Origin of the sequence: Modestobacter sp. Leaf380 (assembly GCF_001424485.1) — a bacterium.
In the GTDB taxonomy this organism is placed as follows: Bacteria; Actinomycetota; Actinomycetes; order Mycobacteriales; family Geodermatophilaceae; genus Klenkia.
The window spans coordinates 46219-64777 of record NZ_LMQC01000006.1 but is presented as its reverse complement, the minus strand read 5'-3'; the positions used below and the strand labels follow the sequence as shown (position 1 = coordinate 64777).

The window sequence follows — 18559 nt, the reverse complement described above, 5'->3', positions numbered from 1 at the left end:
CCGGTCGTCACGTCCCGGTGACCGGCACGGCTGCGCACTCGACGGGGATCAGCGGGAGAGCGCCGCGGCCACGGCTGCGGCGAAGAGCTCGGGCAGCTCGATGCCGGCGGCGCGGGCCATGGTGGGGATGACGCTCTGCCGGGCGAAGGAGTTGTACAGCCCGGCCTCCAGGAACCAGGGGACGCCGTCGGGGTCGACCCGGAAGTCGAACAGCGAGTAGTCCCGGCAGCCCAGCGCGACGTGCGCGGCCCGGGCGGCCTGGTGGACGGCGGTGGTCACCGGGTCGGCCGGGTCCACGATCCAGACCGTCGGGGTGTCCTTGGCCATCAGGCCCAGCTGCCCGTCGTCGGAACGGCGGATCTTGTCCTCGGCGCTGCGCACCTCGTGCCCGGCGGCGAAGCCGTACTCCTCCAGCGGCAGGGCCACCAGCTCGCCGTCCCGGACGACGATGCCGCAGCGCACCTCCCGGCCCAGCGGCACGAAGTCCTCGACCAGCGCCTGACCCGACTCCGCCCAGGCGGCGGCCAGCGCGGCCCCGTACTCGCCGGCCGAACGCACCAGCGTGACGCCGACGGAGTTGTCGCCGTCCACCGGCTTGACGACGACGGGCGGCGCCAGCGTGGGCGCCTCCCCCGGCGACAGCACCTCCCCGGCCGGCACCGCGACCCCGGCGGCGGCCACGACCGCGCGGGCCCGGGCCTTGTGCGCGCCCAGCGCCATCAGGTCCGGCGGGTTGCCCACGTAGGTGATGCCCAGGGTGTCCAGCAGCGCCCGGACGTGCGTCATCCCGGGGATGCAGAACATCTGCGGCAGGGCGATGTCGACGTCGAGGTCGACCAGCCGGGCGACGGCCGCCCCGATGGGCAGCGGCTCGGCGTCGGCGAGGGCGTCCAGCGAGGTCGGGAACCGCCACGACCCGTCCGGCGAGACGTGCGCCAGGACCATCTCGTACCGGGCCGGGTCGGCGACCGAGGCCAGGCAGTCCGTGGCGTACAGCCGGGACAGGTCGTCGAAGAAGGCGCTGGTCGGCGACCCGACCAGGTGCAGCACGCGCAGTGTCATCAGTCCCCCGCCGGCTGGACGAGCTTGCCGATGTTGAAGTCGATCCGCATCCACGCCCCGCGGGCCAGCAGGCTCCGCACCAGCAGCACCGGCACCTGCACGTGGTGCAGCACGAGGTGGGGCAGCGGGTCGGCCCGGTCGAACACGGCCTCCTTGCCCTCCCGGACCACCCGCCAGCGCTCCCGCGCGGTCCGCGGGGCGCTGATCGCGCGCCACAGCTCGTGGTAGAGCCAGTAGGTGGGCCGGCTGGTGGGCAGCGGCTCGAGCGGGGTGTCGCGGGCGTGCAGGTAGGCGTCGGCCAGCCCGGGGTGGGCCGGGTGGTCGTGGAACACCGTGATCGCCGAGTGCGTCCGCGGGTTGCACTCGATCGCGTAGGGCGTGCCGTCCTCGGCCACCAGGAAGTCGAAGGACACCTGGCCGCTCAGGCCCAGCTCCCGGACGAACGTGGACACCCACTCCCGCACCCGGGGCAGGTCGACCTGGGCGTAGTTCACCTGGAACGCCGAGGACGGGCAGCAGCACCACACGGTGATCTCGCCGTCCCGGGCGGTGGAGTGCGTGCAGACCTCGTCGCCGGTGACGAACTCCTGCAGGATCCACGGGTTGTCCGGGGTGATCGGCTTGCCGGCCAGGAACGCCTCCGTCGCCGCGCGGGTGGGCAGCGGCAGTGGGGTCAGGTCCAGCCGGTGCACCGGGTCGTAGGCGATGGACTTCAGCACGTAGGGCCTGGTCGCACCGGTGAAGTCGTGGTCGAGGACCTGCTCGGGCGAGGTCACCAGGTGCGTGTCCGGGACGCTGAGGCCCAGCGAGGCGGCCAGCGTGGTGAACCGGTGCTTGTCGTCCAGCGTGCGCACCTGCTCGGCGTCCAGGCTCAGCACCTCGCACTCCCCGGCCAGCAGCTCGGCCGAGGCGGCGTCGAACTCCGAGGCCACCGGCGAGCAGACCGGCACGTACAGGTCCACCCCCTCCGCCCGGACGACGTCGAGCAGCGCCTGCGCGTAGCCGGGGTCCCGCGGGTCGGGGACGACGTGGAACGCGGACACCGCGCGGGAGAACCGGTGCCCGGTGAACCGGTAGGTGGCCTTCTCCACCAGCACCACGCGGTGCCCGGCAGCGGCGAAGGACCGGGCCAGCTGCAGGGCCTTGGTCATCTTGCCGCCGCTGATCAGCACGGTCCTCGGCTCGGCCGCCGGCACCGGACGGCGCGGCCGGGTGGTGACCAGCGCGGCCGCCGTCACCGCCAGGTCGACCGGCAGGGTGAGCGTCAGCGCGGCCAGCGCACCCAGCGAGCGCCAGGGCGTCGGCCGCGGCCGGGCGGCCGGGGTGGCGACGGCGGTCAGCGGCCCGACCCGTCGTCGTCGGCGGCGGCGGCGGCGGCGGCGGCGGCGGCGGCGGCGGGGCCGTAGTCGGCGACCATGCCGCGGTGCATCACCCGGTCGCCGACGACGACGGAGTGGTCACCGCGGTGCAGCACGCAGCCGTTGTCCCACATGACGACGTCGCCGGGCGCCCAGGCGTGCGCCAGGCTGTTGTCCTCGCTGGTCGAGTGCGCGTACAGCTGCGCGACCAGGTCGGCTGCCTCGGCGTCGTCCAGGCCGCTGACCGCGGCACAGCGCTTGGGCGTGGACAGGTACAGCGCCGTCCGGCCCGACAGCGGGTGCGGCCGCAGCACCGGGTGCTCGGCCTCGGTCTCGTCCTCGGCGGTCAGCAGCGCCGGGTCGATGCCGGTGACGACGTGCCGGATGCTGCGGCCCTCGACCCGCTCGCGGAGCTCGGCGGGCAGCGTCCGGGCGGCGCGGTACTGGTTGGTGAAGACCGTCTCCCCGCCCTGCGAGGGGATCTGCACCGCGCGCAGCGCCGTGTAGGCCGGCGGGGTGGACAGGTAGGAGCTGTCCACGTGGAAGGTGCTGCGCGGCGGCTCCGCCCGGCCCACGTTGCTGATCACGTTGAGGTCGGGGAACCCCTCGACCGGGGTCTCCCCGGCGGTGAAGGCCAGCGGCCCGAAGGACTGCAGGAAGGCGAGGAAGACCTCGTCGTCCACGTGTTGGTCGCGGAGCACGACGACGCCCCGCTCGGCCAGCAGTGCCCGCAGCTCGGCGACGTCGGTGTCGGTGGCCGCGGCGATGTCGAGGTCGGTGACCTCGGCACCCAGGGGTTCCCAGGTGGTGGTCTGCACAGCAGCTCCTCAGGTGTCGGTGCGGCGGATCAGGGTGATCCCGTCGCGCAGCGGGACGAGCACCTGCTCGACCCGGGGGTCGGCGGTGACGGCGGCGTTGAACGCCGCCACGGCCTCGCCGTTGGGGGTGGCCGCCCCGGTCCAGGGCTGGCCCTGCATCAGGGTGTTGTCCACGGCGACCAGGCCGCCGGGGGCGAGCAGGTGCCCGTCCAGCAGCGTGGCCAGGTAGTCGCCGTAGCCGGCCTTGTCGGCGTCGATGAAGACCACGTCGAAGACCTGCCCCTCGGCCGCCAGCGCGGTCAGGGTCTCCCCCGCCGGGCCGACCCGGACGTCGATCCGGGCCCCGGCCGAGGACTCCGCGAAGCACTCCTGGGCGAAGGCGGCGACGTCGGCGTCCAGCTCGCAGGCCACCACCTCGCCGTCGGCGGGCAGCGCCTCGGCCATGGCCAGCGCCGAGTAGCCGGTGAACATGCCGATCTCCAGCACCCGCCGGGCCCGGGTCATCCCGAGCAGGAAGGACAGGAACCGGCCCTCGACGTGCCCGGAGAGCATCTCGGCCTCCAGCGAGCCGGTCCAGGCGGCCGAGCGGGTCCGCTCGGCCAGCCTGGCCAGCGCCGGGGACTCCGGCGAGGTGTGCTCCTCCAGGTAGGGCTCGAAGCCGACCGCGAGGTCCCGCAGGGCCTGCAGCTCGGCCGCGAGACCCGCGTCGACGCCGTCCAGCCGGTCGGCGACGTCGTCGAGCCGCTGGGCCAGGATGCCCAGCGGGGTGACCGGTCGGAGCCTGCTCACCGGTGCCACGTCAGGCGGAGACGACGGGGCTGGTGCGCGGGACCATGAACGCGTCGATCCCGGCACCGCCGCGGGGCAGCGCGGAGGCGACCTCGCGGTGCAGGGCGAGGGTGGCGACGAGCTCGTCGTCGTCGACGTCGTTCATGAACGTGCACTCCCCGATCGGCTTCGGCGCCGCGGCGCGGAGCAGTCCGTCACGGGTCTGCAGGATCGACCTGGTCGAGTCCCGGAGCAGGTCGTCGGTGAGGTACGGGCTGTCGACGGTGAGGCCCAGCCGGCTGAAGAGGGCCAGCACCCGGTCCCGGTCGGCGACGGAGATGTAGCCGCGGGCCGCGGCCAGGGTCGCCGAGTAGGCCATGTCCACCGAGATGGCGTGCCCGTGGAAGTAGGGCACCTCGGGGGTGAGCTCCAGGGTGGGGCTCCAGGTGTGGCCGTAGGCGATGACCCGGTCCAGGTCCAGCTCGGCGAGGTTGGGCACCTCGAGCTGGAGCATCGTGTCGATCGCCTCGTCGGTGACCTGGTCGGCGACCTTGCGGATCTCCGGGGTGCCGTCGAGGTGGCCGAAGCGGGTGCGCAGCAGGTCCTCGCCGTGCTCGTCGAGCAGGTCGAACACCGTCCGGTTGGCCACCACGGCGATCTTGATCAGCTCGGCCATGCCGTTGCGGACCTGGTCCTCGGCGAGGCTGGCCAGGAAGGAGAAGTCCAGGAAGACCGTGGAGGAGGCGTGGTAGGCCCCGAGCCGGTTCTTGGCCTTGCCGTGGTTGACCGCGACCTTGATCGACACGCTGGCGTCGATCAGCCCGATGAGGGTGGTGGGGATCCGGATGTAGGGCGTGGACCGCTTGTAGGAGGCACACGCGAACCCGGCGACGTCGGTGACCAGGCCACCGCCGACCACCAGCGGGGCCTCGGTGCGCAGCAGGCCCCAGGCGGAGAACGCGTCGACCAGGCGCTCGAGGGTGCCCAGCGTCTTGTCGGTCTCGGCGATGGCCACCGGGATCACCGTGAGGGCGATGCCGTGGTGGTCGAAGTAGGCCTGCATCGCCTCTCGGTGCAGGGCCAGCACGTTCTCGTCGACGACGGCCAGGCAGCGACCGGCGGCGCGGTAGCAGTCGGCCAGCTGCGGGTTGTGCGGGGCGAAGACGCCGTCCACGGGGACGAGGCTGTACTCGGTCTTCTGCACGGCCTCGACGTGGAATCCGCCGGCGGTGCGGGTGACGGTGGAGCTGACGGTGCTCATGCGGTTCTCCTGGTCTCGGGGATCGCGGTCGGGGTGTCCGTCAGGCCTGCAGGCCGGCGGGCAGCTGCGCGGGGTCCAGCCGGTCGACGACCCGGGAGGCGGCGCTGAAGTCGTGCGAGGCGGTGTTGGTGTTCGGGAAGGCGAGCACGGTGACGCCGGCGGCGTTGGCGGACTCGACGCCGCCCACGTTGTCCTCGACGGCCACGGCGTCGGCCGCGTCCTCGCCCAGGGTGCGCAGCGCGTAGGCGTAGGCGGCCGGGTCGGGCTTGGACTCGGTGACGACGGAGTTGTCGACGACGAGGTCGAAGTCCTCCAGGGACAGCTCGTCGACGCCCTGCACCAGCGCGACGACGTTCTCCGGCGAGGTGGTGGTGACCAGCGCGACCTTGGCGCCGGCGGTCTTCGCGCTGCGCAGGGACTCCAGCACGCCCGGGCGGGCGGTCAGCCCGCCGCGGCCCAGCTTCTGCTGGAAGAGCTCGGACTTGGTGGCGTGCACGGCGGCGGCGTCGACGTCCTGACCGCGCTCGGCGGCGTACCCGGCGATCCGGTCGGCGCCCCCGTTGCCGCGCAGCATCTCGCGGTAGTCGTCCTGGTCCCAGCGCCAGTCGAGGTCGTGGGCGGCGAACGCCTCGTTGAACGACTCCCGCTGCAGCTCGGAGGTGTCGGCGAGGGTGCTGATGGAACCGAAGAGCAGGGCAGACACGGGCGACTCCGTCGTGAGGGGCGTCTGCCGGGCTGGTGCCCGGCACGGCGACCGCGACCCTACCCACGCCCAACGACGTTTACGCTGGCTGTGTCCGCAATTCTCGCCGCAGACACCGGGCGGCGGGACGACCGTCCCCTCACCGCCTGCGCGCGCAGCCGACCACGGCCGGGCCGGCGGCGCACCTCGGGCCGCCGCACCCGGCCCGCCACCGCGTCACTGGACGGTGCGGTCACCGTGCAGCCGGGCGGCCTGCCGGGTCAGGTGGTGCCGTTCCGCGGCGTCGGTGGCCAGGGCCGCGGCGCGCCCGTACAGCTGCTGCGCCAGGACCGGGTCACCGGCGCGTTCGTGCAGGTGGGCGGCCACCGCCGTGTACCGCGGCAGCGCCTCGTCGAGCTCGGCGAGGGCGGCCAGTCCTGCCTGCGGCCCGTCGGCCTCCCCCACCGCGACCGCCCGGTTGAGCCGTGCGACCGGGGAGCCGGTCAGCCGGACCAGCTCGTCGTACCACTCGACGACCTGCACCCAGTCGGTCTCCTCGACGCTGCGGGCGTCGGCGTGCAGCGCGGCGATCGCGGCCTGCGCCTGGTACTCCCCCAGCCGGTCCCGGGCCAGCGCCGCCTGCAGCACCGCGACCCCCTCGGCGACGGCCGCGGTGTCCCACCGGCTGCGGTCCTGCCGGGCCAGCGGCACCAGGGCGCCGTCGGCGTCGGTGCGGGCGTCCCGGCGGGCCGAGTGCAGGAGCACCAGGGCCAGCAGCCCGTGCACCTCCGGGTCGTCGACCGCTGCCGCGAGCTGGCGGGTCAGCCGCAGCGCCTCCACGACCAGGTCGACGTCCCCGGAGTGGCCCTCGTTGAAGACGAGGTACAGCACCCGGAGCACGGTGCCCAGGTCGCCGGGGTGGTCGAACCGGACCCCGGCGAGGCTCCGCTTGGCCCGGCTGATCCGCTGCGCCACCGTCGCCTCGGGCACCAGGTACGCGGCCGCGATCTGCCGGGTGGTCAGCCCGCCGACGGCGCGCAGCGTCAACGCCACCGCCGAGGACGGCGACAGCGACGGGTGCGCGCACAGCGCGTACAGCCGCAGCGTGTCGTCGACCCCGGACACCGGGCCCGGCGCCGGCTCCTCCCCGACCCCGTCCTCCCGGCGCCGGCGGGCGGCGTCCGAGCGGGTGGCGTCCAGGAACCGGCGCCAGGCCACGGTGACCAGCCAGGCGCGCGGGTCCCGCGGCGGGTCGGCGGGCCACACCCGCCAGGCCTCCAGCAGCGCCTCCTGGACGGCGTCCTCGGCGGCGGCGAAGTCCGCCCCGCGGCGGACGAGGGCGGTCAGCACGACCGGGGTCAGCTCGCGCAGCAGGCCCTCGTCCACCGGGGTCACTCCCGGACCGTGGGCGGGGCCTGCAGGAAGGGCCGCAGCTCCAGCCACTCGTGGATCGGCTCGCCCCCGGCGCCGGGTGCGGCCGACAGCTCGGCAGCCAGCTCCAGCGCCCGCTCGTGGTCGTCGACGTCGATCGCCATCCAGCCGGCGACGAGGTCCTTGGTCTCGGCGAAGGGCCCGTCGGTGACGGGCGGGCGGCCGGGGCCGTCCGAGCGGACCCAGGTGCCCTCCTGGGACAGCGCCTGGGCGTCGACGAACTCCCCGTTCGCGCGGAGCCGGTCGGCGAACTCCTCCATGTAGCGGATGTGCGCGGTGACCTCCTCCGGCGTCCACTCCGACATCGGGACGTCGTTGGTCGGGGCGGGTGCGCCGCGGTAGTGCTTGAGCAACAGGTACTTCGGCATCGGGTCTCCTCGGTCCGGTGCGGCCCATCGTGGCCGCCTCCACCCCGGGGACGGAACCGCCGGCCCGATCTCGACACGGACGCTCCCCGCCCCCGGCGCTCAGGCCCGCCGCGCCTGCCCCCCGGGCCCTTCCGGCCGCCGGGCCCGGCGACCGCGCGCCACCTCGGTGGCCAGTGCGTCCAGCGGCTGGGCGAAGGGCGCCAGTGGGTCGGTCAACCGCACCAGCCACTCCCGGACGGCGACCAGCCCCTCGGCGCCCAGCGCGTAGACCCGGCGGGTGCCCTCGGCACGGACCGTCACCAGGCCCGCGTCGAGGAGCACCCGCAGGTGCTGGGAGACCGCCGGCTGGGAGATGGGCCCGTGCTCGCGGAGGGCGTCGACGACCGCTCCGGCCGGTCGCTCCCCGCCGGACAGCACCTCCAGCACCCGCCGCCGGGTGGGGTCGCCCAGTGCGTCCAGGGCCGCCGCGGCCGCCGTCACGCCTCGTGCGGGTCGCCGGTGTAGAACGCCGTCGTCGCCCGGCCGGCGGCGCGCGCGGTCTCCGCGGGGTCCCCGTCGGCGACCGCGGCCTCGGCCCAGCCGGTGGCGGCGGCCTCGACGAAGGCCCGGCCCGGCGGGGTGGTCGGGAAGGCCAGGCCCGCGGCCGGGTCGACCGGGGCGCCGTCCGCGGCCAGGTGCAGGCCCAGGGCCATCAACGCGAGGTCCCAGCCCACCCCGACCGCACCCGGGCCGAACTGCTCCCACGTCGCCGGGTCGACCGGGGCCTCGTGCACCAGCTCCAGGACGGTGCCCGCGGCCGCCGGGGTCAGCGAGACGGTCAGCCAGGAGACCATCTCGCCGAACTCCCAGGTGACGGCGAAGGACTCGGGCTCCGCGCACCGCTCGACGACGCCGCCGGCGTTGCCCTCGGTCTGGTACCGCCCGCCCACCGACAGGTCGCCGGTGACCGGCAGGAACCAACGCGGGATCCGCTCGGGGTCGGTGAGTGCCTGCCACAGGTCGCCGCGGTCGGTGCCGTAGGTGCGCCGCGCGACGGCCACCCGGGTCGGCACGCCGTCCCTGGTCGAGCGGCGCACCTCGCGGGCCACCAGTCCCGCCACGCCCACCGGGTCCTCGATCACGTCGGTCTCCCTCTCCATAAGTGAGTGCTTATGGAACAAACCTAGCGGCTGCCGGCCCGGCACACCAGACCCCGGCGTGCGGGACCATGGGGGCATGCGGTTCCTCAACGACCAGCGCCCGGCCACGGACCTCACCTACGCCGACGTCTTCATGGTCCCCGGCTCCTCGACCATCGGGTCGCGGCTGGAGGTCGACCTGACGACGCCGGACCGGGTGGGCACCACCATCCCGGTCGTGGTGGCCAACATGACCGCCATCTCCGGCCGCCGGATGGCCGAGACCATCGCCCGCCGGGGCGGCCTCGCCGTCCTGCCGCAGGACATCCCGACCGACGTCGTCGGCGAGGTCGTGCAGTGGGTCAAGGCCAGGCACACCGTCTACGACACCCCGATCACGCTGGCGCCCACCGCCACCGTCGCCGAGGCGCTGCAGCTGCTCACCAAGCGCGCGCACGGCGTCGTCGTCGTGGTCGAGGGCGGCCGGCCGGTCGGCGTGGTCACCGACGGCGCCTGTCAGGGCGTGGACCGGTTCACCCAGCTGTCCCAGGTCATGGCGCCGGACCCGCTCACCGTCCCGGTCGGCACCGACCTGCCCGAGGTCTTCGACGTGCTGTCCGAGGCCAGGGTCAACGCCGCCCCCGTCGTCGACGGCGACCAGCTGGTCGGCGTGATCACCCGCAAGGGCGCGCTGCGCAGCGCGCTCTACACCCCGGCGGTCAACGGTGCGGGCCAGCTGCTCACCTCCGCCGCGGTCGGCATCAACGGCGACGTCGCCGGCAAGGCCGAGGCGCTGCTCGCGCACGGCGTCGACGTCCTCGTGGTGGACACCGCGCACGGCCACCAGGCCAAGGCCGTCGAGGCGGTGCGTGCGGTGCGCGCCGTCGCCGGCAGCACCCCCGTCGTGGCCGGCAACGTGGTCACCGCCGAGGGCACCCGCGACCTGGTCGAGGCCGGCGCCGACGTCGTCAAGGTCGGCGTCGGGCCCGGCGCCATGTGCACCACCCGGATGATGACCGGCGTCGGCCGCCCGCAGTTCTCCGCCGTCGAGGAGTGCGCGGCCGCCGCGCGCGAGGCCGGCAGGCACGTCTGGGCCGACGGCGGCGTCCGGCACCCCCGCGACATCGCGCTGGCACTGGCCGCGGGCGCGGCCAACGTCATGGTCGGCTCCTGGTTCGCCGGCACCTACGAGAGCGCCGGCGACGTGCACGAGGACGGCACCGGGCGGCTCTACAAGGAGAGCTTCGGGATGGCCTCGGCCCGCGCCGTCAAGGCCCGGACGTCCACCCAGTCCGGCTTCGAGCGGGCCCGCGCGGGCCTGTTCGAGGAGGGCATCAGCTCCTCCCGGATGTACCTGGACCCCGCCCGCCCCGGCGTCGAGGACCTCGTCGACGGCATCGTCGCCGGCGTCCGGTCCTCCTGCACCTACGCCGGCGCCCGCACGGTCGACGAGCTGCACGAGCGCGCGGTGCTCGGCGTCCAGTCCGCGGCCGGCTACGAGGAGGGCCGCCCGCTGCCCACCAGCTGGTGAGGCCGCTGCCGGTCGAGGAGTTCGAGGACCTGGTCGCCGACGCCCTGGACCAGGTCCCGGCCGAGCTGATGGCCCTGGTGGACAACGTCGTCGTCCTGGTCGAGGACCGCAACCCCGACGAGCCCAGCCTGCTGGGCCTCTACGAGGGCTACGCGCTGACCGAGCGCAGCTGGGACCTCTCCGGTCAGCTGCCGGACCGGATCATGGTCTACCGGGAGGCGATCTGCGACGTCTGCGAGACCGCGGAGCAGGTCGCCGAGGAGGTCACCATCACCGTGGTGCACGAGATCGCGCACCACTTCGGCATCGGCGAGGAGAAGCTGCACGAGCTCGGCTGGGGGTGAGGACGCCGGCCGGTCGAGGGGGTTGCGTCCTGCTCCTGGAGCCGCACACTGGGTCACCATGACCGGTCTGGGTGGTGCCGTTCCAGCGGCCCGTCCTGCGCCGGTGCCGCCCCCGGTGACCGGGTCAGCCGGCCGACGCGCGCACGTCGGCCAGCCACTGCTCGGCGGCGGCGAAGGACCCGTCCGCGGCGGCGGCCAGCACCGGCTTGACCTCCCGGCCGTCGGCGCGCGGGTAGGAGCCCAGGAAGCGCACCTCGTCGCAGAGCCGGTGCAGGGCGACCAGCGCGTCGCCCACCCGGCGGTCGGCCAGGTGCCCCTCGACGTCGAGGGAGAAGGAGTAGACGCCCAGCCGCTCCCGGCGCGGACGGGACTCCAGCCGGGTCAGGCTGATGCCGCGGGAGGCCAGCTCGGACAGCAGGTCCAGCAGTGCCCCGGTGCGGTCGGCGACGACGCAGTTGAGCGTGGTCTTGTCCGCCCCGGTCGGCGCCGGCAGCCGGCCCGGCCGCTCCACCTGGACGAACCGGGTGACGGCGCCGGGCGCGTCGGCCAGCCGCTGCGCGGCGACCTCCAGCCCGTAGCGGGCGGCGGCCAGCGCGGGGCAGACCGCGGCGTCCCCCTCGCCGAGGGCGACCAGCCGGGCCGCCTCGGCCGTGGAGGCGGCGGCGACCACGGCGGCGCCGGGCAGGTGCTCGGCGACCCACCCGCGGGTCTGGGCCAGCGCGTGCGGGTGGCTGGCCACGGTGCGGACCTGCCCCAGGCCGGTCCCGGGACGGACGCCGAGGACGAAGTCGACCTCCAGGAAGACCTCCCGGGTGACCACCACGGGGTCCCCGGCGGCCAGCCCGTCGATCGTCGGGGAGACCGAACCCTCGACCGAGTTCTCCATCGGCACGAAGGCCGCGTCGACCTCGCCGGAACGCAGTGCCGCCAGCGCCGCGGGCACGCTTGCCAGGGGCACCGACTCCCCCTCGGAGGAGGCACCGGTACTGCGGAGGGCCGCTTCGGTGAAGGTACCCTCGGGCCCGAGATAGGCGAACCTGGTCGGGGGCTTCGACGGCATCCGAGCAGGGTAGTGCGGCCGGGTCGGGTCCAGTCCCCGCCCCGGGGGGAGCTGCCTCGCCACCGGCCGAACGCACGGACGAGGGGACACCTCTCGGACCGGCGTCCCACAGGTGAGTGGAGGACCGCGTGACCACCGGCACCCCGGCCCTCGTGGACGACGCGGCTCTCGCCGCGGCCCGGTGGGCCCTGCTGGAGGCCAGCGACCGGGAGGACGCCCGGGCCTTCGTGGACTCCCTCGCCGAGGTCGAGGTCGAGTTCGCCGAGGCCGGCACCCCGCGGTGGACCGCGTGGTCGCACGCCTTCACCGCCCGGCGGCTGCTGGTCGGCGACGAGGTCCGCGCCGCCGGTGACGAGGTGGCCGCCGCGCGAGCCGCCGCCGAGGCCTGCCCGGCCGACGCCGAGCGCGCCCTGGTGCTGGCCTACCTGGCCCACCTGGAGGTCAGCGGCGACCGGTTCGACGCCGCCCTCCACCTGGCCGTGGACGCCAGCCTGCTCACCGACCAGGTGCCCGCCGACCAGCCCAGCCGGGAGCTGCACCAGGCCCACCACTGGCTGTCCCTGGCCCTGACCCGGCTGGACCTCGAGGAGCTCGCCGTCGCCCAGGCGCTGCGCGGGCAGCGGGTCGCCTCCGCGCTCGCCGACCCGGCCGACTGCTGGCGGCTGCTGCGGCTGTGCGCCCAGCAGCACGCCGAGCTGGCCCAGACCGTGCACCGCCGCGGGGACGACGCCCGCGCCGCCCGGCTCGCCGCGATCGCGCTGCGCTGCTCCTTCGCGGCCTCGGACCTGGACTGGGAGCCGCCGGAGGCCGAGGCCGACCTGCTGGCCGTCGTGCACGCCTGGGCACTGACCCTGGCCGACGACCTCGACGGCACCCTGCCGGCACTGCGGCGGGTCCGCGGCCGGGTGGAGGCCACCGGCGGGCTGTGGCTGCTGGGCTACGCCGACCTGGCCCTGGCCCGGCTGCTCACCCGGACCGCGGCCCACGCCGTCGGCCCCGCACTCGCCGGCGTCACCGCGGACCCCGCGGCCGCTGCGGCCGCCGACGAGGCCACCGACCTCCTGGTCGCCGCGGCCGGCGCCTTCGCGGCCGTCGGCGACCACCGCCGGCACCGCCAGTGCCTGCTGGAGCTGGGGCAGACCACCGCCCAGCTGGGCCGGGCCGCCGAGGCGCTGCACTGGCTGGAGGCCTACCGCGCCGACGCCAGCCGGATGCACCTGCGCGGACGCGAGCTGTGGGCCGAGATGTTCGTCCGCCGCAGCCGGCTGCGCGAGGCCGAGCGGCAGGCCGCGGTCGCCCGCCGGCACGCCCTCGAGGACCCGCTCACCGGGCTGGGCAACCGGCGCTCGGCGGAGCGCCGGCTCGGCGAGCTGGACCTGGCCACCCGGCCGCTGTCGCTGGCCGTCGTCGACGTCGACCGGTTCAAGACCGTCAACGACGACAACTCCCACCTGCACGGGGACGCCGTGCTGCGCAGGCTGGCGGAGCTGCTCCGGCTGCACTGCCGCACCGGGGACCAGGTCTTCCGCTGGGCCGGGGACGAGTTCCTGGTGCTGCTGCCCGACGCCACCGAGGCCCAGGCCGTGCTGGCGATGGAGCGGCTGCGGCACGCCGTCGTGCACTGCGACTGGTCCGAGCTGGGCATCGCCGACCCGGTCACGGTCAGCATCGGCATCGCCACCTCGCACCCGGGCACCGCCGGGTCCCCGGGCACGCGCACCTGGCGCGAGGTGTTCGACTCCGCCGACCTGCACCTGTTCACCGCCAAGCGCGCCGGGCGTGACCGGGTGCGCACCGGGGCTCCGACGCCCGCGGACGCCTCCCCGGGGTCCACCCGGGTGCCCTCCCAGCAGGCCGGCGCCGCGTCCTCGGCCGCCGGCACGCCGCGCGCACCGCAGGCCTCGGTCGACCAGCTGGTCGCCGACCTCCTCGGTGCCCGCGTGGTGCGCCCGTCGGGCTGGGCCTTCGACGTCGAGGACGAGGGCGCCCCGTGACCGGCGCCCGCCCCCGTCCGGGCCGCCGGTGACCCCGCGCGCCACCTCCGCCGGGCAGGCCCCGCCCCGCCGCACCCCGGCCGACCGGCCCGCCTGGGGTGCCGGCCGGGACGGGCACGCCCGGCGTGCCCCCGGCCCGGTGCGTGACAGCGGGCCCACCAGAGTGCACAGTGCCCTGGTGCCACCCGGGGTCCTGCACGAGCAGGTCAGTTCCGCGCTGGCGAACTGGCAGCTCGACCTCGCCGAGTCGCTGCTCGCCGACGTCGATGCTGCCGGCGACCCCACGGCCACCCCCGCCGGACCGCCCTCGACGGCCCCGCTGACCTCGCTGGCCCGGGCCTGGGCGGACACGCTGCGCGCCGAGCTGCTCGTCCGCCGGCTGCGGGTCGCCGGGTTCACCCTGCTGGGCGACCCGATCGACGAGCCCGGCCGGGACCCCGAGGAGCCCCTCGACCTGCACGACGGCGTCGCCGAGCTGCTGGACGCGGGCGGCCCCGACGCCGAGGTCGACCCCGGTGTCGTCCTGGGCACCCGGTCGGAGTCCGCGGCCCACGCGGCACGGGCGATCGCCCTGGTCCGGTCGGCCCGGGCGGCCTTCGACGCCTCCGACGACGACCTGCAGCGCGCGGCCGGGCTGACCCGGCACGCCCGGATCGAGCTGCTCTCGCGCCGGGTCGACGCCGCCATGGACGAGGCCGTCGAGGCCGCCAGCCTGCTGGACCCGGCACTGCCGGTCAGCCCGCTGCTCGTGCACACCCTGGGCGCCCTGTCCGCCGTGCTGGCCGACCTGGAGCTCATGCCGCTGGCCCTGGACTACCAGCGCCGCGCGCACCTGACCGCCCGGCGGCTGGCCGAGGACGTGCCCGGCGCGGGCTCCGCGGCCCTCGTCGGGGACAGCGCCTCCAGGCTGGCCTCGTTGTGCGCCGAGGTCGGCGAGAGCCTGCTCGACGACAGCACCCCCGAGGACGCCCTGCCGCACTTCGCCGAGGCCCTGGCGCTGGCCGAGCGGGCCCAGGACGAGCTGCCCACCGGGGACCCGCGCCGGGTGGCCGCGGAGGTGGTGCTCGGCTGGGCGCTGGTCGGTCTGGGCGAGTGCGCCGACGCGGTCCCCGCCCTCCGGCACGCCGTCACCGTCACCGCCGCCGACGGCGACCGCGGACTGCTGGCCTCCGCGCTGCTGGCCCTGGGCCGGGCCCTGCGCCGGCAGGGGCTGGGCACCGAGGCCGACGAGCCGCTGGCGCAGTCGCTGGCGCTGGCCACCGAGCACGGGCTGCCCCGGCTGCGCCGCTCCGCGCTGCGCGAGCTGTGCACGCTGCACGCCGACCTCGACGACGCCGTCCGGGCCCTGCCCTACCTGCAGGCCTACCTGGCCGACGAGCTGGACCGGGTCGACGAGCGCCGGACCCGCTGGGTCGAGCTGTTCGGACGACGCAAGAGCCTGCTGGAGACCGAGCGGGCCGCCGGGCAGCTGCGCCGGCAGGCCTACGAGGACCCGCTGACCCACCTGCCCAACCGCCGGTACGCCGAGGCCCGCCTCGACGGGCTGCTGACCGCCGGGGCCGCCCCCGCGCTGGCCGTGGTCGACATCGACCACTTCAAGTCCATCAACGACGCCGCCGGCCACCCCGGTGGAGACGCGGTGCTCCGCGCCGTCGCGCAGCTGCTCGTGGACGGCGTCCGGGACACCGACGAGGTGTGCCGCTGGGCCGGGGACGAGTTCGTCGTCCTGCTGCCCGACACCACCGCCGAGCAGGGCGAGCGCGCCATGGAGCGCATCCGGCTGTCCATCTCGGGCAACGACTGGTCCGCGCTGGGCATCGACGTGCCGGTCACGATCAGCGTGGGCATCGCCTCGGCCGCCCGCGGCGACGACCGGCGCACCCTCTTCGCCGCCGCGGACGGCGTCCTGTACGACGCCAAGCGCAGCGGCCGGGACCGCGTCGTGCGGCTGTCCGGGGTCACCCAGACCCGCGCCCCGGAGGGCTCCGCCGGCGACCCGGCGACCACACACCCGGTCGCCCCCGCCGTCCTGGAGGGCGAGCTGCTGCCGGCCGACACGGCCCCCGACGGTGACCCGGGGTCGGGGCCCGGGCCGGTTAGTGTCACTGACGTGCATCCGCAGCGAGCCGAGGACGACGAGCCCGAGGCCGGCCGGACCCGCCGGTCCCGCCCGACCGACGTGCTCTTCGGCGACGGCCCCGGGGCGCCCGCGCCCCAGGAGGCCCCGGTCGAGGACGAGCACACCGACACCGACAGCGACACCGACAGCGACACCGCCACCGGCTCCGGCTCCGGCGACCCCGATGACGGCGCCGGCGGCTTCGCCCGGCTGCTCGTCGAGCCGCTGCCCGGCGCCGGTGGCCCCCGCACCCAGCGCGGGCGCACCGTCGGCCCCGTCGACCCGCCCGCCGAGCCCGGGCCGTCGGCCCGCCCGGTGAGCAGCAGCCCGGCCACCCGGGAGCCCGTCTCCACCCCGGGCCCCGAGGTCATCTGGGGCACCGGCCGCAGCACCGAGCAGGTGCTGGCCCTGGTCCGCGAGGCCCGCCGCGAGCACCCCGACCGGGCCGCGGTCGTCGTCCGTGCGACGGCGGACACCCTGGTCGCCCTGGCCAGCGAGCACGACGCGTACACGACCATGGACGCCGCCGCGATGGCCGCCGCCGTCGGCCCGCTGCCCGAGCCGCGCGGCCGGGTCGGCGTGCTGTGCGCCAGCTCCGGGGACACCCCGGTGGCCGCCGAGGCCGCCTTCGTCGCCAAGGTCACCGGCACCGAGGTCGTCCGGGTCGACGACGTCGGGGGCAGCCGGCTGCGCCCGCTGCTGGCCGACAGCTCCCTGCTCACCGACGTCGACTGCCTGGTCGTCGTCGCCGGGCTCGACGCGGCGCTGGCCACGGTGGTGTCCTCGATGACCGAGGTGCCGATCGTCGCGGTGCCCACCTCGACGGGCCAGGCGAGCTCCTTCGGCGGGTTCGGCGCCCTGCTGACGATGCTGAACTCCGCCGCCCCCGGCGTCGTGGTGTCCAACATCGACAACGGGTACTCCGCCGGCGTCTTCGCCGCCCGCATCGCCCGCCGGTCCCTCCCCCGCTGAGCGTGCCGCCCCGCGCCCGGGCCGCCACCCCGCTCACCGCCGCCCCCGAGCTGCCCGACCTGGTCCCGGTCGCGCTGGAGGACCTGGACCTCGACGGCCTCGTCGAGGGCCGGTCGGTCTCCGGGCACGCCGAGGACCTGCACGCCGACGACGTCGAGCTCGAGGGCTGCCGGCTCGACGGGCTGCGGCTCATCGGCGGCCGGCTGACCCGGTGCTCCTTCACCGACGTGGAGATCACCGGCTCCGACCTGTCCGGCGTCGACGTCCCCGACGGGCGGTGGCACCGGGTCGCGGTCGCCGAGACCCGGCTGGCCGGGACGTCGGTGGCCGGCGGGATGTGGCAGGACGTGACCCTGGACGACGTCCGGGCCGCCCGGCTGGACCTCCGGTTCGCCACTCTGCGCCGGGTGCGCTTCACCGGCTGCGACCTGGACTCGGTGGACCTGACGTCGGCGACCCTGGACGGCGTGGTCTTCACCGACTGCCGGCTGCCGGCCGCCCGGTTCGTCGGCACCACGGTCAAACGGGCCCAGTTCGTCCGTTGCGAGCTGGACGGCGCCCACGGGGTCCCCGCCCTGTCCGGGGCGCACGTCGACCAGGTCACCCTGATGAGCCTGGCAGCGCCGATGGCGCTGGCCCTGGGCCTGCGACTGACGTGAGAGCACCCCTCCCGGAGGACCTCGCGACGGGTTCTGGCACACCCGGCGCCCGACGGCGACTACCCTGTGGGGCTGACCGCCCTGGCGGACCGCACTCCCCCCTCAGGACCGGTGCGGCCGCCGCCGCACCACCACCGGCCTCTCCGCCGGGACGCCCGTCGTCCCCGCGACGCCGACGACCACGTCAGGAGAGGCGTTCGTGACTGCCGCCCCCACCGCTTCCGCTGCCAAGGCACCCGCCAAGAAGGCCCCGGCCAAGAAGGCCGCCGCCAAGAAGGCGGCCCCCAAGGCCGCGCCGAAGACCCCGGCTGCGAAGAAGGCCGCCCCCAGCACCGGCCCGGGCACCGCCAAGGGCATCTCCGTCTCCGACGTCGTCGAGGGCGAGGACGCCCTCGACACGACGACCACCGACGACGACTCCGACGACGAGGCGCCTGCGGAGGCTGCGACCACCGGCACGACCGAGGCCCCCGAGACCGACTGGGAGGACGAGGCCGAGTCCGCGGCGCTGCTCAAGGCCCGTAAGGACGCCGAGGCCACCACCTCGGCCGACACGGTCCGCGCCTACCTCAAGCTCATCGGCCGGGTGAAGCTGCTCACCGCCGAGGAGGAGGTGCACCTGGCCCGCCGGATCGAGGCCGGCCTGTACGCCGCCCACAAGCTGATGGAGGCCACCGAGGCCGGCGAGCGGCTGCCCACGCAGACCCGCCGCGACCTGTCGATGGTCGAGCGGGACGGCCAGCGCGCCAAGGACCACCTGCTGGAGGCCAACCTGCGCCTCGTGGTGTCCCTGGCCAAGCGCTACACCGGCCGCGGCATGGCGTTCCTGGACCTGATCCAGGAGGGCAACCTGGGTCTGATCCGCGCGGTGGAGAAGTTCGACTACACCAAGGGCTTCAAGTTCTCGACCTACGCGACGTGGTGGATCCGCCAGGCCATCACCCGCGCGATGGCCGACCAGGCGCGCACCATCCGCATCCCGGTGCACATGGTCGGACGCGACGTGGTGGATCC

General features: G+C 75.6%; 16 protein-coding genes and 1 pseudogene. 6 read left to right on the top strand and 11 right to left on the bottom strand.

Annotated features, from left to right (window positions below):
* Positions 1 to 48: 48 nt before the first annotated feature.
* The 10 genes from ASG41_RS06140 to ASG41_RS06095 all read right to left on the bottom strand — a co-directional run bounded on the left by ASG41_RS06140 (position 49) and on the right by ASG41_RS06095 (position 8869).
* Positions 49 to 1062 carry a D-alanine--D-alanine ligase gene (locus ASG41_RS06140; RefSeq protein WP_056291358.1) on the bottom strand — a complete coding sequence of 338 codons (1014 nt, stop codon included), beginning with the start codon at positions 1060 to 1062 and terminating at the stop codon, positions 49 to 51.
* Complete coding sequence (locus ASG41_RS06135; RefSeq protein ID WP_200938754.1) at positions 1062 to 2300, bottom strand: hypothetical protein; 1239 nt, start codon at positions 2298 to 2300, stop codon at positions 1062 to 1064. The genes ASG41_RS06140 and ASG41_RS06135 overlap by 1 nt, the downstream gene beginning before the upstream one ends.
* A gap of 98 nt (positions 2301 to 2398) precedes the next feature.
* Positions 2399 to 3238, bottom strand: coding sequence for a TauD/TfdA family dioxygenase (locus tag ASG41_RS06130; RefSeq protein WP_082556634.1), 840 nt, complete (start codon positions 3236 to 3238; stop codon positions 2399 to 2401).
* Positions 3239 to 3247: 9 nt separating this feature from the next.
* Positions 3248 to 4027 (bottom strand): O-methyltransferase, encoded by a 780-nt coding sequence (locus ASG41_RS06125; RefSeq protein WP_200938753.1) that lies wholly within the window; start codon positions 4025 to 4027, stop codon positions 3248 to 3250.
* Between the two features lie 10 nt (positions 4028 to 4037).
* Entirely contained in the window at positions 4038 to 5267 is a 1230-nt protein-coding gene (locus ASG41_RS06120; protein WP_056291352.1) for a sedoheptulose 7-phosphate cyclase, read from the bottom strand.
* A 40-nt stretch (positions 5268 to 5307) separates the two neighbouring features.
* Positions 5308 to 5970 carry an HAD family phosphatase gene (locus ASG41_RS06115; RefSeq protein ID WP_056291350.1) on the bottom strand — a complete coding sequence of 221 codons (663 nt, stop codon included), beginning with the start codon at positions 5968 to 5970 and terminating at the stop codon, positions 5308 to 5310.
* Between the two features lie 216 nt (positions 5971 to 6186).
* Positions 6187 to 7344 (bottom strand): RNA polymerase sigma factor, encoded by a 1158-nt coding sequence (locus ASG41_RS06110; RefSeq protein WP_304438014.1) that lies wholly within the window; start codon positions 7342 to 7344, stop codon positions 6187 to 6189.
* Positions 7341 to 7748, bottom strand: a complete 408-nt coding sequence (locus tag ASG41_RS06105) for a YciI family protein (RefSeq protein WP_056291347.1) — start codon at positions 7746 to 7748, stop codon at positions 7341 to 7343. The genes ASG41_RS06110 and ASG41_RS06105 overlap by 4 nt, the downstream gene beginning before the upstream one ends.
* 99 nt (positions 7749 to 7847) lie before the next feature.
* Positions 7848 to 8228, bottom strand: coding sequence for a helix-turn-helix transcriptional regulator (locus tag ASG41_RS06100; protein WP_056291345.1), 381 nt, complete (start codon positions 8226 to 8228; stop codon positions 7848 to 7850).
* Positions 8225 to 8869, bottom strand: a complete 645-nt coding sequence (locus ASG41_RS06095) for an SRPBCC family protein (protein ID WP_200938752.1) — start codon at positions 8867 to 8869, stop codon at positions 8225 to 8227. The genes ASG41_RS06100 and ASG41_RS06095 overlap by 4 nt, the downstream gene beginning before the upstream one ends.
* A gap of 94 nt (positions 8870 to 8963) precedes the next feature.
* Between ASG41_RS06095 and ASG41_RS06090 the strand changes: the two genes are divergently transcribed.
* Entirely contained in the window at positions 8964 to 10397 is a 1434-nt protein-coding gene (locus ASG41_RS06090; RefSeq protein ID WP_056291341.1) for a GuaB1 family IMP dehydrogenase-related protein, read from the top strand.
* A complete protein-coding gene (locus ASG41_RS06085) occupies positions 10394 to 10741 on the top strand; it encodes a metallopeptidase family protein (RefSeq protein ID WP_056291339.1) in 348 nt (115 codons plus the stop codon). The genes ASG41_RS06090 and ASG41_RS06085 overlap by 4 nt, the downstream gene beginning before the upstream one ends.
* Positions 10742 to 10865: 124 nt before the next feature.
* On the opposite strand, the gene pheA is transcribed toward ASG41_RS06085, so the two are convergent.
* The gene (gene pheA, locus ASG41_RS06080) at positions 10866 to 11801 is read right to left on the bottom strand and encodes a prephenate dehydratase (RefSeq protein WP_056291337.1); all 936 of its coding nucleotides are present in this window, start codon (positions 11799 to 11801) and stop codon (positions 10866 to 10868) included.
* A gap of 128 nt (positions 11802 to 11929) precedes the next feature.
* Here pheA and ASG41_RS06075 point away from each other — a divergent pair, with 128 nt between their 5' ends.
* The 4 genes and pseudogenes from ASG41_RS06075 to ASG41_RS25380 form a co-directional block, all read left to right on the top strand.
* Positions 11930 to 13795 (top strand): GGDEF domain-containing protein, encoded by a 1866-nt coding sequence (locus tag ASG41_RS06075; protein WP_235564558.1) that lies wholly within the window; start codon positions 11930 to 11932, stop codon positions 13793 to 13795.
* A 178-nt stretch (positions 13796 to 13973) separates the two neighbouring features.
* Positions 13974 to 16886: a diguanylate cyclase gene (locus ASG41_RS06070; protein WP_235564557.1), complete on the top strand. Its 2913-nt coding sequence runs from the start codon at positions 13974 to 13976 to the stop codon at positions 16884 to 16886.
* A 2-nt stretch (positions 16887 to 16888) separates the two neighbouring features.
* On the top strand, positions 16889 to 17545 hold the full coding sequence (locus ASG41_RS23915; protein ID WP_056291333.1) for a pentapeptide repeat-containing protein: 657 nt from the start codon (positions 16889 to 16891) through the stop codon (positions 17543 to 17545).
* 199 nt (positions 17546 to 17744) lie between these two features.
* Positions 17745 to 18479: pseudogene (locus ASG41_RS25380) on the top strand (sigma-70 family RNA polymerase sigma factor); the annotation flags it as partial.
* Between the last annotated feature and the right edge of the window lie 80 nt (positions 18480 to 18559).

Excerpts from the sequence above, each read along its gene's own strand:
- ASG41_RS06090 (WP_056291341.1), top strand. The coding sequence starts at position 8,964 with ATGCGGTTCCTCAACGACCAGCGCCCGGCCACGGACCTCACCTACGCC.
- pheA (WP_056291337.1), bottom strand. The coding sequence starts at position 11,801 with ATGCCGTCGAAGCCCCCGACCAGGTTCGCCTATCTCGGGCCCGAGGGT.
- ASG41_RS06140 (WP_056291358.1), bottom strand. The coding sequence starts at position 1,062 with ATGACACTGCGCGTGCTGCACCTGGTCGGGTCGCCGACCAGCGCCTTC.
- ASG41_RS06120 (WP_056291352.1), bottom strand. The coding sequence starts at position 5,267 with ATGAGCACCGTCAGCTCCACCGTCACCCGCACCGCCGGCGGATTCCAC.
- ASG41_RS06105 (WP_056291347.1), bottom strand. The coding sequence starts at position 7,748 with ATGCCGAAGTACCTGTTGCTCAAGCACTACCGCGGCGCACCCGCCCCG.